The sequence below is a fragment of the Candidatus Erwinia dacicola genome, assembly GCF_001756855.1.
GTDB lineage: Bacteria > Pseudomonadota > Gammaproteobacteria > Enterobacterales > Enterobacteriaceae > Erwinia > Erwinia dacicola.
Genome location: NZ_MAYS01000172.1, coordinates 1 through 13,273, shown reverse-complemented (window position 1 = coordinate 13,273; position 13,273 = coordinate 1). Strand labels below are relative to the sequence as shown.

18 protein-coding genes and 4 pseudogenes are annotated in these 13,273 nt (G+C 53.8%); 11 read left to right on the top strand and 11 right to left on the bottom strand.

From position 1 onward, the window contains the following. Window positions 1-312, top strand: a 312-nt coding sequence (locus tag BBW68_RS05270) for an integrase core domain-containing protein (RefSeq protein WP_148127552.1), incomplete at its 5' end; no start/stop codon positions are given. 192 nt (window positions 313-504) lie between these two features. Here BBW68_RS05270 and BBW68_RS05265 read toward each other — a convergent pair. From BBW68_RS05265 to BBW68_RS05255, 3 genes are read right to left on the bottom strand one after another with little or no spacing between them, the layout of a single operon-like run. Beyond that, window positions 505-789, bottom strand: coding sequence for a YqjK-like family protein (locus BBW68_RS05265; protein WP_070134308.1), 285 nt, complete (start codon window positions 787-789; stop codon window positions 505-507). Then, window positions 789-1,181: a phage holin family protein gene (locus tag BBW68_RS05260; protein ID WP_070134307.1), complete on the bottom strand. Its 393-nt coding sequence runs from the start codon at window positions 1,179-1,181 to the stop codon at window positions 789-791. Before BBW68_RS05260 ends, BBW68_RS05265 begins: the two co-directional genes overlap by 1 nt. 1 nt (window position 1,182) lies before the next feature. Beyond that, window positions 1,183-1,488, bottom strand: a complete 306-nt coding sequence (locus BBW68_RS05255) for an ElaB/YgaM/YqjD family protein (protein WP_070134306.1) — start codon at window positions 1,486-1,488, stop codon at window positions 1,183-1,185. Between the two features lie 76 nt (window positions 1,489-1,564). Here BBW68_RS05255 and BBW68_RS21000 point away from each other — a divergent pair, with 76 nt between their 5' ends. After that, window positions 1,565-1,978, top strand: a complete 414-nt coding sequence (locus tag BBW68_RS21000) for a hypothetical protein (protein WP_070134305.1) — start codon at window positions 1,565-1,567, stop codon at window positions 1,976-1,978. Between the two features lie 80 nt (window positions 1,979-2,058). Here the strand turns inward: BBW68_RS21000 and mzrA are convergent, their stop codons facing one another. From mzrA to exuR, 3 genes and pseudogenes are all read right to left on the bottom strand, one after another. Beyond that, window positions 2,059-2,442, bottom strand: a complete 384-nt coding sequence (gene mzrA / locus BBW68_RS05245) for an EnvZ/OmpR regulon moderator MzrA (protein WP_070134304.1) — start codon at window positions 2,440-2,442, stop codon at window positions 2,059-2,061. Next, entirely contained in the window at window positions 2,442-3,113 is a 672-nt protein-coding gene (locus BBW68_RS05240) for a DedA family protein (RefSeq protein ID WP_070134303.1), read from the bottom strand. Before BBW68_RS05240 ends, mzrA begins: the two co-directional genes overlap by 1 nt. A 212-nt stretch (window positions 3,114-3,325) precedes the next feature. Beyond that, a pseudogene (gene exuR, locus BBW68_RS05235) lies at window positions 3,326-4,119 on the bottom strand (transcriptional regulator ExuR); the annotation flags it as partial. Window positions 4,120-4,220: 101 nt separating this feature from the next. Between exuR and istA the strand changes: the two are divergent. After that, a pseudogene (gene istA / locus BBW68_RS15920) lies at window positions 4,221-5,543 on the top strand (IS21 family transposase); the annotation flags it as partial. A gap of 55 nt (window positions 5,544-5,598) precedes the next feature. Here the strand turns inward: istA and istB are convergent. The 4 genes and pseudogenes from istB to BBW68_RS05200 all read right to left on the bottom strand — a co-directional run bounded on the left by istB (window position 5,599) and on the right by BBW68_RS05200 (window position 8,614). Further along, window positions 5,599-6,362: pseudogene (gene istB / locus BBW68_RS15915) on the bottom strand (IS21-like element helper ATPase IstB). Between the two features lie 35 nt (window positions 6,363-6,397). After that, window positions 6,398-7,078, bottom strand: a pseudogene (locus tag BBW68_RS05210) (Mu transposase domain-containing protein); the annotation flags it as partial. Between the two features lie 80 nt (window positions 7,079-7,158). Beyond that, on the bottom strand, window positions 7,159-8,172 hold the full coding sequence (locus BBW68_RS05205; protein ID WP_070134299.1) for a phage integrase: 1,014 nt from the start codon (window positions 8,170-8,172) through the stop codon (window positions 7,159-7,161). Between the two features lie 142 nt (window positions 8,173-8,314). Then, a complete protein-coding gene (locus BBW68_RS05200; protein WP_070134298.1) occupies window positions 8,315-8,614 on the bottom strand; it encodes a helix-turn-helix domain-containing protein in 300 nt (99 codons plus the stop codon). Window positions 8,615-8,736: 122 nt separating this feature from the next. On the opposite strand from BBW68_RS05200, the gene BBW68_RS05195 reads away from it, so the two are divergent. Both BBW68_RS05195 and BBW68_RS18290 read left to right on the top strand, forming a co-directional pair. After that, window positions 8,737-9,012 carry a regulatory phage cox family protein gene (locus tag BBW68_RS05195; protein WP_070134297.1) on the top strand — a complete coding sequence of 92 codons (276 nt, stop codon included), beginning with the start codon at window positions 8,737-8,739 and terminating at the stop codon, window positions 9,010-9,012. Further along, window positions 9,009-9,200, top strand: a complete 192-nt coding sequence (locus tag BBW68_RS18290) for a hypothetical protein (RefSeq protein ID WP_148127551.1) — start codon at window positions 9,009-9,011, stop codon at window positions 9,198-9,200. Before BBW68_RS05195 ends, BBW68_RS18290 begins: the two co-directional genes overlap by 4 nt. Here the strand turns inward: BBW68_RS18290 and BBW68_RS05190 are convergent. After that, entirely contained in the window at window positions 9,175-9,450 is a 276-nt protein-coding gene (locus BBW68_RS05190; protein ID WP_070134296.1) for a hypothetical protein, read from the bottom strand. The two genes, BBW68_RS18290 and BBW68_RS05190, sit on opposite strands and share 26 nt — an antisense overlap. A gap of 138 nt (window positions 9,451-9,588) precedes the next feature. Between BBW68_RS05190 and BBW68_RS05185 the strand changes: the two genes are divergently transcribed. From BBW68_RS05185 to BBW68_RS05160, 6 genes are all read left to right on the top strand, one after another. Then, window positions 9,589-9,810 (top strand): phage filamentation protein Fil family protein, encoded by a 222-nt coding sequence (locus BBW68_RS05185; RefSeq protein WP_070134295.1) that lies wholly within the window; start codon window positions 9,589-9,591, stop codon window positions 9,808-9,810. A 21-nt stretch (window positions 9,811-9,831) separates the two neighbouring features. Next, the gene (locus tag BBW68_RS05180; RefSeq protein ID WP_070134294.1) at window positions 9,832-10,071 is read left to right on the top strand and encodes a hypothetical protein; all 240 of its coding nucleotides are present in this window, start codon (window positions 9,832-9,834) and stop codon (window positions 10,069-10,071) included. Window positions 10,072-10,094: 23 nt separating this feature from the next. Beyond that, entirely contained in the window at window positions 10,095-10,478 is a 384-nt protein-coding gene (locus BBW68_RS05175) for a hypothetical protein (protein ID WP_070134310.1), read from the top strand. Between the two features lie 69 nt (window positions 10,479-10,547). After that, a complete protein-coding gene (locus BBW68_RS05170; RefSeq protein ID WP_070134293.1) occupies window positions 10,548-11,477 on the top strand; it encodes a DNA adenine methylase in 930 nt (309 codons plus the stop codon). After that, window positions 11,477-11,695 carry a hypothetical protein gene (locus BBW68_RS05165; RefSeq protein WP_070134292.1) on the top strand — a complete coding sequence of 73 codons (219 nt, stop codon included), beginning with the start codon at window positions 11,477-11,479 and terminating at the stop codon, window positions 11,693-11,695. Before BBW68_RS05170 ends, BBW68_RS05165 begins: the two co-directional genes overlap by 1 nt. Next, the gene (locus BBW68_RS05160) at window positions 11,692-13,263 is read left to right on the top strand and encodes a replication endonuclease (RefSeq protein ID WP_245675208.1); all 1,572 of its coding nucleotides are present in this window, start codon (window positions 11,692-11,694) and stop codon (window positions 13,261-13,263) included. Before BBW68_RS05165 ends, BBW68_RS05160 begins: the two co-directional genes overlap by 4 nt. The last annotated feature ends 10 nt before the right edge of the window (window positions 13,264-13,273 follow it).

Below are 13,273 nucleotides of genomic sequence, written 5' to 3'. Positions count from 1 at the left end.
GACCAGGGCAGCCCCTATACCAGCCGTAGATATCGGCAGGCGCTGTGGCGCTGTAGGATAAAGCAGAGTATGAGTCGACGGGGAAACTGCTGGGATAACGCCCCTATGGAGCGGTTCTTCCGGAGCCTGAAGACCGAATGGGTGCCGACGAAGGGCTATAACAGCTTCAGCGAAGCCCAGGGCGCGATAATCCGCTATATAACGGGATATTACAGCGCTATCAGGCCCCACTGGTATAACGGCAGTCTGACGCCCAACGAATCTGAGCGGCTGTACTACTTACAGTCTAATGCTGTGGCCAGTATTAGTTGACCACTACAGTCCTAGGACATATCCAGGACTGACCAGTGAACCGGGTCCGCGATTTGCTGCTGTGGAAAACCGATTTCACATCTGCATAAGCGTCAATACGGTCCGCATGTGATGCTTACAGATAATCTATCGAAGTTATTCAAGAAAACTGGTGAGGTGCAGCCGCCGGTTAAGCGCGGCTGTAAAAGCAGGTCAATCAACGGCGGGGCAGATATTACGCACGACGCGCCAGGTACTCCACAGGCCCAAGCCACGTCGTGCCGAGCGGCCGAATTTGCGCGGGTTGCGCGCCGACCAGATGGCCATCAGATCACTGCCGAGCGCCAGATAGCGCTTCGCGCTGAGGATAGCCAGCCAGCCGTGGTCGTAACGCTCGGTCTCTACGAGCCAAGCTTTACGCCCGGCGCTCAGATCCAAGCGCTGCTGCTGGATCTCCTTCAGCAGCGCCGCCTTTCGGACTTCACGTTCACGACTGATTACTCATCCTCCAGCAGCTTGCGGTCTTCCGACAGTTCCTTGCGAGTGGCGCTGAGCAGGGTAGAGCGCAGCGATTTCGCCAGCGTCCACAGGCCGAATATCAAGGCCATGGCGAACAGCACGCCGGTGGTAATGGCAATTACCATCAGTCGGTATTGTGCATCCACCGCCCAGATAATCAGCACCATCAGGCTCATCAGACCAAACGCGGTAAACAGCATAGTCAGGCCAATCATCAACAGTATCTGAATCAGGTTGGCTTTTTCGGCTTCCAGCTCAACCACCGCCAGACGGATACGGGTTTCAACCATGCCGACCAGAGTGGTGACTATGCGCTGCCCGATGTTAATGACCCCTTTGCCGAGGCCCTGGCTTTGACGGTTATCAGCCATATTAACGACGGGTCAGCAACACGCCCAGAACCACACCGACAGCAGCACCGACACCCACGCTGGTCCATGGGTTGTCGCGCACGTAGATGTCGGTGCGCTCGGCTGCTTCACGCGTGGTCTGCGCGATGCGGTCGCCAGAGTCATCCAAACAGGAGCGGGTATCTTTCAGCGCGCTCTGGGCTTTACTGCGCAGCTTATCCAACTCGGTTTTGGATTTTTCGGTTGAGGTGCTAAGCAATTCTTCCAGCGTATCAGCCAGGTTTTTCAGCTCGGCGCGCAGATGTTCTGAGGTGGTATCTTTAGGCATGGAAAACTCCTTTAATAATATTATAGTGGCGTTGACAGGGCCTTAATAGGGGGGCAGCCTGCACTTCCTTCAGTTTATGTTGGGCTTCGGCCAGTTTCTTTTCACGCTTGGCGATCTTTTCCTAGTTATCACCGTCCGCTACCTGTTTCAATTCCCGCTCGTGCTCGGCCACTTTTCGCTGGTGCTGATTAATCTTTTCCTGACGTGCATCTCTCAGGCAGGCATCGCTACAGGTAGTGCGAGTTTCCGTCAGTGCACGTTCCAGCCTAGTGACCCGGCGCTGCTTATCATGCTTCTGCGCAAGGTCGATTTCATGCTGGATAGATTGCTCTTTCTGCTCGCACAGAGAAACCGCCTAGCTAAAGGTCGCCAGAGCCAGCAGGCTTGCGCCAAAAATAATGCGATATTTCATAGTGGTCGTAACCTTTCTTTGCGCAGATATCGTGTTCCTGAAACAGGGATGTCGCTACTTACAGCTTCTAAAGCATAGACAGAAAACGGAAAAAGCTCAAAAAGAGAGAGTATTAGTATTCTTAGGGATAGCCCCGCCGGAGTGCGGGGCGAGAGGGCTTAGCCGATGGATTGCGTGCGCTGGCTGATGCGGTTAATCCAGTTCGACGCGCCCTGATTATCCAGCCGTGCGATATCAAATCCGTAAGGCAGCAGTTCACGCAGCACCTTCTCGGCGGCGGCGCTTTGCTCCTGCGAGTCGAACTTGATCACTAGAGAGTTCTGCTCCAGCGTGATGCTTTTGATATGGATGCCCTGCGCGTTCAGGCGCTGGTAGACGTAAAAGCCATCGGGAAGGCTGATCCCATGGCGCGACGCGCGAATTTGCAGGGCGGTATCGCTGCGAAACAGCGCGGATACCATCGCCAGGCCAAGCAGCGCCATCACCGCCAGCCAGGGAAGCAGCCGCAGCGAGCGTGCGGGCAATTTGATAAAATCAGGCATTATGAGTTTCCTTTCTCATTGGAATGTTTTTTGCGCCAAAGGACGTAAAGCGAACCAAACAAGCCAAACACCAGCAGTACCAGCGGCAGTAACATCAGGCAGAACATCAGCTGATCTTCATATTTGCGAAAAATCGGCGTCTTACCGAGCGCAAAGCCCATCACGGTCAAAATCAGCACCCATAGCAGGGCGCTCATCCAGTTGAAAAATTGGAAGCGCGCATTGTTCAGGCCAGACAGACCGGCAATTGTGGGCAGCAGCGTGCGGACAAAAGCAATAAAACGACCAATCAGCAGGGCTGACAGCCCATGGCGGTGAAACATCTGATGCGCGCGCTGATGGTAGTGCGCCGGCAGGTGCGACAGCCATTTCTGCACGGTGGCGGTATTCCCCAGCCATAGACCCTGAATATAACTAACCCAGCAGCCGAGGGTAGCAGCGGTGGTAAGAATAAAGATGGTTAACGGGAAGCTTATGGTGCCTTTGGCAATCAGAACGCCGACCAGAATCAGCAAGCTGTCGCCGGGTAGAAATGCGGCGGGCAGCAGGCCGTTTTCGAGAAACAGGATCATAAACAGAACAAAATAGATGGCCCAGACCAGCGTCGGGTCAGCTAGGGTAGCGTAATCTTTTTGCCACAGCGCCTGCACCAGAGATTTGAAAATATCCATCAATCGTCCTGTACATCAAAGTAGGCTCGTCTTACAGCTATTTGCACACTTAATTAACCATTTTAGCGGTGCTTTTTGCCATTTAACGAGCGGCTGAACAGCGAAGTCAGTCAATGTGCTTTAGGCTACCCTGTAGCAGGGTAAAAAAAGCTGGATAACTGTAACAAAATTACGTTAGCCTAGACAGGGAGAAACACCGGGCTAACTATATTTTACTGTTGGAATCGGCTGGCAGGAAGGAGTTTTACACAGGCTGACACTATTGAACGTATTTTACTCAAGGGGTTAGGCCAGCCTAGATCAAGAGTGCTATTTTCGTCGTTGACCGAGGTATCGAGGTGGACCACCGGATTTTCAGCAAACATGTAGTGGTCGACGTTCAATTCAAAATCATTGGTGGTGGCATGAAACATGCATCTGCTTGGTGTTCTCTAGGTGCTACCACATCGCCAGCTTGCTGGCGGCAGGGTCTTTACGCATCAGCGCTTTTAGGATGTCGTCGTGATCTTCACACCAGCTCTCAATCGATTTGTCGTCGATATGCTCATGCAGCTTCAGCCAGTAAGGGGTGTAGCGGCGGTGCAGCTACATCTTTTTCACGATCACGACCAGCGCGCTGTTCTGGGTGGAGAGCGCAATCATGCACGTGAAATTTCATATCCCACTCGGAGTCGCGGAAGCGGTCCTCCTTGCGTGCCTGCGCCTGAATGTCTATCAGCTGCACAATATCCTAGCGCGTCACCTGCGTGGCGGCAAACTCGGCAATATTGCTTTCAATGTAACTGGCTAACTGGCGCGCCTGCAACAGTTCGAACGTGTCGAAATGGGCAAATTCGAGAGTGCTGTCGGTGTTAACGCGGTTTTGCTGCTGTTGGGAGATCACGTGAATGCTGGAGCCTTTGCGCACTTCCACATAGCCTTCCACCTCCAGCATGATGATCGCCTCACGCACCACGGTACGGCTGACGCGCATCTCTTCGGCAATAAAACGTTCGGCGGTCAGCTGTTGCTAAAGGCGACGCGAGTCGGTTAGTTCGATGATCCATGCTCCGGTTGAGGACAGGGTGACAATGGAAATTGTCCAGAAAGAAGCAAGCTAGGAGTTCAATGGAAACCTGTTTTAAGATCCTTCAGCTTAAGTTTGACCAGAAGCTGACCAACCGCTGTATCGCGCTCACCCTCAACATCAGCGCATCCACCATTTTTGAAGTGCTCACCTGCTTTCGCACCATCGTGCTGCCGTGGCCCCTGCCGGAAGCAATACCCATGACGCCTTGGAAAAACGCATCTTCCCGGCTAAAAGCGCATCAGCATCAGAGCTTGTCATGCCGGACCTGCTCTACTTCGATACTGAGATGAGAAAGCCCGGCGTGACCCGGCAGCTGCTGTGGATGGAGTACAAGGTTCAGGCCGGTGAGCGGGCGATGGGGTACTCTCACTTCTGTCGCTGCTACCGGGAGTGGAAAAAACGCGCCGCCTCTCTATGCGCCAGGAGCACCGCGCCGGTGAAAAGCTCTTCATCGACTTCTGCGGACCAACGGTGCCCGTCGTTAACCCGGATACCGGTGAAATACGCCGGGTGGCCATCTTCGTGGTCGTGATGGGGGCCTCAAATTACACCTACGTTGAGGCCTGTGAAGGCCAGGACATGATGTCGTGGCTCAATGCCAACAGCCGCTGTCTGACCTTCCTAGGTGGCGTGCCGAAACTGCTTATCCCTGACAACTTCAAAAGTGCGGTGAAGAAAGCCGACCACTATGAGCCGGTTATCAATGACAGTTACCAGGCGTTGGCAGAGCACTACGGTACCGTGATTATCCCAGCCCGCCCGTATAAACCGAAGAATAAGCCGAAAACGGAAAACGGCGTGCTCATCGTGGAAAGATGGCTGCTCGCGCGCATCCGCCACGAGACCTTCTACATGCTGCGGGCACTGAATACCCGCCTGCGCGAGCTGCTGAAGGAGATGAACAACCGGCCGATGAAAGGCTATGGCAATCAGACCCGCGCAGAACGCTTCCGTGAGCTGAACGTGCCGGCACTCTCACCGCTTCCGCTGTCCCCGTATGAATACACCGAATACAAAGTGGTAAAGGTGTGGCCTGACTACCACGTTGAGTATGCGCGCCACTGGTACTCCGTGCCGCACGAGCTGGCGGGCCAGCGCTTGTCGCTGAAGGCCGGGCAGACGGTGGTTCAGGGCTGGCACAGGGGGCAATGCGTGGCGCAGCATCCGTGCAGTGAGCATGAATATAAGCACTCAACCAACCCGCTCCAGCCCAGCACCGGGGCCACGGAATCTGGACGCCGGAACGTCTGGTGGAGGTGGAAACGGGTCGCAGTATCGGTCCGTTCACCGGCAGGGTCGTTGAGGCGATGCTGAAGGCGAAAGCGTATCCGGAGCTGGCCTATCGTGCGGTGCTGGGCCTTTGTCAACGCCACGATCTTTTGACCGTTTTTCACCATTTTTAATGTCCGCTATTCATCAACCAGGTTGACCACTTTTCTCCAGCGATGCCTCGTTGCTTTCTGGCGCCAGATTCTTGCTCAGTACGCCTGCCTTCCGTTTCTCTCTTAGCCGGTAGCTCTCCCTCTTGATATTCACCGTCGTTGAGTAATGCAGCAACCTGTCCAGGATCGCCGTTGCCAGCACGTTGTCGCCGAACATCTCTCCCCAGTCCGCGAACCCCTTGTTCGACGTCAGGATGATGCTGGCCTTCTCGTAACGACGATTCAGCAGCCTGAAGAACAGGCTTGCCTCCTCACGGTTCATCGGCAGGTAGCCGATTTCATCGAGGATCAGCACGCGCGCATAACTCAGCTGCTGCAGCTGGCGCTCCAGATGGTTTTCCTGTCGCGCCTTCATCAGCGTCGCTATCAGCCTGTCAGCGGCATGAACAGCACCCTATGCCCTGCATCCGCCGCTTTCACGCCCAGCGCCACCGCCAGATGCGTTTTGCCAACGCCCGGTGGACCCAGCAGGATCACGTTTTCGCTTCGTCCTACGAACGCCAGGCCGGCAAGCTCTCTCACCACCTTATGGTCGATGCCCGGCTGGAAGCTGAAATCGAACTGCTCCAGCGTTTTCACCCAGGGGAGCCGGGCTTGCTTCAGCCGGGACTCCATACCGCGTTGATGGCGCCCGCTCCATTCCTGTTGCAGCGCTCGGCAGAGGAACTCGCGGTAGTTGAGTTCTTCCTTCGCCGCCTGCTCCAGCAGGCTTTCCACCTGGTACCCCAGATGCTCCATTTTCAGACGGCCCAGCAGCGTCTCCAGTTAATGCATCACAGCAGCTCCTCATAAGCACTCAGCGGACGGTGTTCTACCATGCTCACCTGTTGCCACAATGGTGCATGGTGCTCCGGAACAGTCTGCCACCCGGCACCACGATTGTTCAGGCGATGAGTGGCCACAAGCTGCTCATTGCCGTAGATCCTCAACTCATCATCCAGCGTGATACGGATTGAGACCGGGCGACCACACCAGGCCTCTGGCACGGAGTAACGATTACCCCGCACCTCGATATAGCCGTCCCAGGCCACATGACGGATGTCAAAGTAGCTGGTATCGAAGTCCGTTGCCGGCAACGCCTGCAGGTGCCCTTTTGCTTCCTCGAAGCGGGTCGCCGGCGTTTGCCGGAACTGGCGCAGCTCGCGCTGATCAGCGACCTCGGCAAGCCATTGCTCCAGCAACTGGTTAACGTGCGCGAAGCTGTCGAACTGCGTGTAAGGGACGAAGAAGTTGTACTTGAGGTATTCGACCATGCGTTCAACCTTGCCCTTGGTTCGCGCGCGGCGGGGGCGACAGGCCCGGGGCTGGAAGCCATAGTGCTGCGCCAGTTGCAGGAAGCCGGCGTTGAACACCACATTGCCGTTGTGATTTTTCAGCACGGCCGCTTTCTGATTATCGACCAGCACGGTTTTCACGCCGCCGCCGAAGTAACGGAAGGCCTGCACCAGGGCCTTTAAGACCCTTGGCGGTACTGGCTTTCAACGGTGCAATGCGGGTTTGCGAGGCACACAAGACCATTGAAAGCCATATTTAGTTACCCGTCTGTGGTCACTGTGTGGACGCTCCGGGCCTCAAGGCCACCCCTCAAAGGATTGAGTGAGATCGCGTCCTGCAAGTATTCCGGGGCAAAGTGCGCATAGACCATAGTTTGCTCAATTCGCGAATGTCCCAGGATACGTTGCAGAGTGATGATGCTTCCCCCGTTAATCATGAAATGGGTTGCGAAGCTGTGGCGTAATGCGTGCGTTGCCTGTCCTGCTGGTAAATCGGGTTTCAATTCCTTCATCAACCGTCTGAATGCCGGATAGTTCGCATCCGGGAACAGATATCCGCGCTTGTTGCTGGCGATCATTTGCGCCACCTCGTCAGAGATTGGAACGGTTCGCGGTTTGTTCGTTTTGGTTTTAACGAACGTACAGCGATTATGGATCACGTTCTCCGCTTTCAGTCGTGCGGCTTCACCCCATCTTGCGCCGGTACTGAGACAAAGAATCGCAATCTTCTTATTGTCCCCGTCCAGCTCCGAAAGCAACACGGTAATTTCATCCTGCGTCAGATAGCCAGTTTCCGGCTTCTGCTCTGTCAGCCTTTTCGTGCCGCGTATCGGGTGCTCTCCGAAGAACAATTCACCCTCAATTAATGCGGTGAACATGCCACTGATGCAGGTCAAATCGCGGTTGATGCTTGACGGCTTGATCCCCTGGCTTCTGCGTGTAGCACTGTACTGGCTAATTAGTGCTTTCGTAATCTGGAACGCGCAAGGGTCGTCAGTTATCCGGGTGAATATCTCAATTTTCCCAAGATTAGATTTACCGTGTTCCTCATGTTTCCCTTTCAAATCCCACCATATCGCCGTTAATTCTGACAGACGCCGCTTGTCTGTCGGCTTCGAAAGCCATTCCTTGTTGTGGTGGTTGTACTGTGTGTGCTTCGCAAAAGCGATAGCCTCGCTTTTTTTGTCGAACTTCCTACGGATGCGCTTTCCGTTGCGCCCCGTTGGTCTGATGTCCACTTCATATCGACCATCATCGAGTTTCTTAATACTCATGAAACCCTCCGAATGGTGGTTCTTGCCTTTGCCGGGTTGGTGGAAGATTTCCGACGCTCCCGCTTAACTTCCTCGTAATTGCGGAACTTATATTTCCTTACGAGTAAACAACATTTGTAATAAATAAACTCACGGTGAATTGTTAACCAGTCTTTTGGTCGGAGTGCTGCGAGGTTGTTGCATCTTGCCCAAAGTGTGCGAGAGCCGGTTCAATCTGCCCGGACTCAGGTGCTATCTGGTCGGTCATAAACCAAAGGGTGTACTTACTAAACCGGGGGTGCTGAAAAACTTTCATGATGGGTTCTAGGCTGGCGCTTTTAGCCCCTGTTTCATAACTGGATAGAGTGCTGTAAACCACGCCTGTTAACTCGCTGAATTGTCTCCGATTTAGGCGCTCGGACTCTCTTATAAGCTTTAACTTCTCTGAAATTGTGATTGACACAATGTCTCCTAGGTAAAATAATTGCACGATAGTAAAAATTTACGATTTATGGTAAAATGATATGATAAGGCAATTAAAGCCCATTAAGAGCAATTGTAACCACCAACGGAGAATCGTATCAGATGAGCAAACAGCTTGTAAGTGCGACAGACGCCGTCCCTTATCAGGAGTTCGCAAAACTCATCGGTAAGACACCGGCAGCAGTGAAGGGAATGATTGAGAAGGGCAAGTTGCCTGTAGTCGAAATAACGGATCCGCAGTCAACTTCTGGGCGTGCTGGCGAATACTGGGTTTATCTCCCTGCCTGGAACAACGGCATGAAATTAGCGTATGAGAGCCGCCCGAAAAAAATCAGGGAAGGGTGGTTGATGTGGCTAGGTTTGGGGAATCCGTTATGAGTAACTCAGAAAAGCAGGTTTTATCTTCCGAAGAAAACAGCGTGCATTTGGCCCGCTTTTACCATCACGGCGCACATGCTGGAAATGTTCGTTACGAGATTGAGGCCTGGGGAATGAACAGCCCCGCAAGAGGGGTTGAAATCAAACGTCGCTTGGATGAGTTTATTTCGACTCTGCAAGTTGGTTAGAAAGGGTCCTGAAGTCACCAGTCAAAACATTCAGATCGGCGACTGCTTTAAGGGTTGAATCTCGCAGTGGGTCAAGATTCTCAGAGAAAGAATTCATGGTGTTGATAGAAGTTTCTTTTGCGCTTCCCTCAAGGGCTGCGGCGATTGAACAGACCATGAATTCAATAGCGACCAGGCGATCATCAAATGAATCTTTTGTGCGAGAGGCTTTTGCTTCTTCGAAGAACTCAGCAATTTCTTGTTTGTTCATTTGTATTCCTTTGTGTTGGTAAACGTTATGCCTGGTTCACTCGCCAAAGTTTCACAGGCAGCGTGATGTTATCACAGGAAACACGCGCCGGGCGTGTGGGTTTCCCCGGCATCTATCTAAATTTAATGGAGTTTTGTTATGGATATAACTCAAGCCCCGTCATTCGCCAGCCTGCTAACCACTTCATGCGGGATCACGCATCGCCGCCATGTTCGCGGGTGGATTGAAACCCCGGACGGGCAGTTCTTCCAGCCAAAGGCCGCCGACGTTCAGTTCGTCAAAGGCTGCCGCCTGCCGTATATGTCCAGGCCCCGCAACAAACGCCGCTGGTTTGCCCGCCTTATGGGCATCTTCGCCTAAACCGATGCAAGGAGAGTGAGCATGTTTAATCCACTGGATATCAAGAAAGCAGCGGTTATGAATCCATTTATTGGCGAGGGCTACAGGGTACCGGCATATGTCAAACCAGGGTCCGAACTCAAGATCGCGATTGAGTCCCGCGAGATGGAAATGTCTATCCTCGCCGCTTTCGACTACGGCATTGATGCATTGAATGAGGATGGTCGGCAGCAGTTGGACAGATTGATTGCCGATCTGAAAGTAGCCATTACTGGTCGTTAGCCATTCGGGAGGGGGTTATGTTCATGGACAACACCGAACAGCAACCAGGTCGCCGCAGCTTTTTTGAGCAACGCGCCCGACTGCAAGTCAGCCTGAATGCCAGCCGCGTGAACGATACGGCAACGCGCTTCAATTGCCTGGATGATGCCCGCAAGAAAGTGGTTTTCATCCTGGCGAATGACGCGGCCAGTCGCATAGCTGGCCTGCCACAACTAACCCGCAGCCACCTGAATTTAGCCTTTGCAGATCTGACCGAAGCGGAACAAACCTGCCTGATGATGGGCATTAAGCGTCTTTCCGAGTTCGCCGCGGCAATGCCCTGGGAATTTGAGGACTACGCAGCGCCCTGCGCAGAAGTTCAGGCGCTACGCGATAAGCCGCCAGAGCCAGACAAACCAACCAACTGACAATTAACTGACCACAAAAAAGAAACAGGCGCTAACGCGTCGGGCTTCTTGCACCCTGGAGAAAGTAAAATGATTCGTTCGCTTGTGAGATGGCCTGGTGGTAAAAGCCGTGTAATTCCTGATCTGCTGCCGCTGCTGCCAAAAGCTGATTGCCTCGTAGAACCGTTCGTCGGCGGCGCTTCTGTTTTCCTCAATACTGAATATCGCCGTTATATCCTGGGTGATATCAATCCCGACTTAATCAACCTTTACCGCCAGATAATGCGCTGGCCTGATGCAGTGATCGACGCTGCCCGACCGTTGTTTAAAGTGTATGGCGATAAGGACGGCTATAAGTGGATTCGCGACGATTTCAACGCCCGCGCCCGTGATTATCGTTACCCGCACGCAGATTGTGGGGGCAGCCCTGATGCGGGCCTTGTTCTGCGGGCAGCGCAGTTCCTGTATCTGAACCGCCACGGCTATAACGGTGTTGTTCGCTATAACCGCCAGGGCGGATATAACGTACCCTTTGGTAAGCACAAAACCCCGCCTTACTTCCCGGAAGAACAGATCCGCCTGTTCTCTGAAAAAGCCAACGACACGAAAGCTATTTTTGTGTGTTGCGACTTCCAGAACACGATAAAAATTATGATTGGCAGCGACGTGGCTATCTACTGCGATCCGCCATACCTGCCAACAAGCGAAACCGCCAATTTCACCCAGTACCACAGCGCCCCATTTGGTGAGAAAGAGCACCGCCAGTTAGCTGTCACCCTGCTGGCGGCAAACCGCCTTTATGGCGCGCCGATTGTTCTGTCTAACAGCGACACCCCGGCCACCCGCGAGATTTATCGCGATTTCAACTTCCAGGAAATTAGCGTCAACCGTTCGGTTAGCGCGAATGCCGCTACCCGTGGGGCAGCCTGTGAGGTGATCGGCGTTCTTAAATCTCCTTTGACTTCTCCGCTTGCTGTCTGGTTTGGCGTCGATCTCGCCAAAGGCGCGGAGGTTTTCTGATGGCTATCAAAAGGTCTGAATACCAGCGCGGTGCGCTTAGTGCTCTTAACGAAGCAAAAACCTTAGCGCTTGCCAATGCAACTTTAGTGGGGGTCTTGGCTGGGCCAGATGAGGCTAGAGCGCTACTGACCTACTTCAACACGATACTTGATCCATTAATTGAGAAGCACAGCCAGGACTTGGGCCACGAAAGAAACAACGTGGAAAGCAAGAAATGACGAACCTTGCTTTCGCCTGGCCCTGGAACGCGCCCCGCCCCGCAATCGGCCCCTATGTTTTAGAGCCTGCAACCGCCGCCCCGACTATCGGGGCGGTAGTGTCTAACCCTGGCGTTGATAAACATATCGACCGGCTATTCCGCCGCGCCGGTTATAACCCCGCTGATGTTCGCAATCGCGAAGCATTGATCCAGACGCTGGACAACAACGAGCTGCGCGGTCTGCCATTTGCCATCTACAAAAATATAGTCAGCAGTGACGGCAAGACCGCTGCTGCCGCTGTGGCTGCCTGGGCCAGTACGCCGGAAGGCGTTGACGCGCGTTTGTTGTCTGAACCGTACTTCATTCGGGAAGTCTGGCGCAAAAAAATAGACTGGCTGCGCGCCAATCGCGAAAGCCGACACGTTAACGATTTTCTTATGGGCACCGTAAGAAAATCATTAATGCGTCTTGACGTCGTTCGCAGCCGCCAGGGCGTTGCGTCCGATATGACCGGCGAACTGACCGCCTACTGGCACGGACGCTGGCAGCGGCTGGCAGATTTTACAAAGAGGGAAGCCCTGAGCGCCGCCTATGAGATCGGCAACCGGCTGGCTGAAATGTACGGGACAGAATGCCAGGCTCTGGGTCTGACCGAAGAAAGCATGACGAACGATCAGCTGGACTGGCTCTATTGTCACTTGGGCCGCGAAATGCTGGCCCTGCGCGTTGTCCCTCCAGCCTGGACGGGGGAATGGGAACGAGATCGGATTTTTACCGCTATCCTGCGGATGACTTCGCCAGACTGGTGGGGTCGCAAAATCTGGCGGCTGCGTTGTGACTGGCGCGAAAACCAGTTGCGGGCAATCGGGGCAGTCCACAAAAAAGCCCACGCCTACGTCAGCGCCAGCAGCCTGATTGAATGGCAGGAGCAGCGCCGGAAAAGCCGCGACTTTTTCAAAAGTCATGAGCTTGTTGATGAAGACGGCAACGTCTCGTCACTTGAAGATATGATTAACAAGTCCACGTCCAACCTGGCCATTCGTCGCCATGAATTAATGGCCCGCCAGGCGGGGGTGGAGCTTGTCGCACAGCAGCGCGGCGACGTGGGAATCTTTCTTACAATCACCTGCCCGTCGAAATATCACAGTAATATTCAGTCCGGGCATCATAACGCAAAGTGGAATCACTCCACGGTTGCCCAGGCGCAGAGTTATTTATGCCGTATCTGGGGCCGTGCCACAGCCAAGTTAAAACGCGAAAAATTGCGCCCCTACGGATTCCGCGTCGCCGAGCCGCATCATGATGGAACGCCGCACTGGCACGCGCTTTTATTCATGCCGCAGGCAGAAGTTAAAGCCACCGTTGCGATTCTTCGCGCCTACTTCATCGCAGAAGACCGCGACGAGCTGGGCCGCAATACTGGCGCACGCTTCAAGTCCAAAAAGATGGATCCCAGCAAGGGGTCTGCGACGGCCTACATCGCAAAATACATTTCAAAGAACATCGACGGTCACGCCCTGGCCGGTGAGCTGTCCGACGAAACCGGCAAGCCGCTGAATGAAACCGCTAAATATGTGATGGGGTAGAGTCTTAGGA

Coding starts and splice junctions, on each gene's coding strand:
- BBW68_RS05195 (WP_070134297.1), top strand. CDS start 8,737: ATGAGCAAACAGCTTGTAAGTGCGACAGACGCCGTCCCTTATCAGGAG.
- BBW68_RS05255 (WP_070134306.1), bottom strand. CDS start 1,488: ATGCCTAAAGATACCACCTCAGAACATCTGCGCGCCGAGCTGAAAAAC.
- BBW68_RS05185 (WP_070134295.1), top strand. CDS start 9,589: ATGGATATAACTCAAGCCCCGTCATTCGCCAGCCTGCTAACCACTTCA.
- BBW68_RS05170 (WP_070134293.1), top strand. CDS start 10,548: ATGATTCGTTCGCTTGTGAGATGGCCTGGTGGTAAAAGCCGTGTAATT.
- BBW68_RS05205 (WP_070134299.1), bottom strand. CDS start 8,172: ATGAGTATTAAGAAACTCGATGATGGTCGATATGAAGTGGACATCAGA.
- BBW68_RS05180 (WP_070134294.1), top strand. CDS start 9,832: ATGTTTAATCCACTGGATATCAAGAAAGCAGCGGTTATGAATCCATTT.
- BBW68_RS05260 (WP_070134307.1), bottom strand. CDS start 1,181: ATGGCTGATAACCGTCAAAGCCAGGGCCTCGGCAAAGGGGTCATTAAC.
- BBW68_RS21000 (WP_070134305.1), top strand. CDS start 1,565: ATGTTGGGCTTCGGCCAGTTTCTTTTCACGCTTGGCGATCTTTTCCTA.
- BBW68_RS05165 (WP_070134292.1), top strand. CDS start 11,477: ATGGCTATCAAAAGGTCTGAATACCAGCGCGGTGCGCTTAGTGCTCTT.
- BBW68_RS05160 (WP_245675208.1), top strand. CDS start 11,692: ATGACGAACCTTGCTTTCGCCTGGCCCTGGAACGCGCCCCGCCCCGCA.
- BBW68_RS05190 (WP_070134296.1), bottom strand. CDS start 9,450: ATGAACAAACAAGAAATTGCTGAGTTCTTCGAAGAAGCAAAAGCCTCT.
- BBW68_RS05175 (WP_070134310.1), top strand. CDS start 10,095: ATGGACAACACCGAACAGCAACCAGGTCGCCGCAGCTTTTTTGAGCAA.
- BBW68_RS05240 (WP_070134303.1), bottom strand. CDS start 3,113: ATGGATATTTTCAAATCTCTGGTGCAGGCGCTGTGGCAAAAAGATTAC.
- BBW68_RS18290 (WP_148127551.1), top strand. CDS start 9,009: ATGAGTAACTCAGAAAAGCAGGTTTTATCTTCCGAAGAAAACAGCGTG.
- mzrA (WP_070134304.1), bottom strand. CDS start 2,442: ATGCCTGATTTTATCAAATTGCCCGCACGCTCGCTGCGGCTGCTTCCC.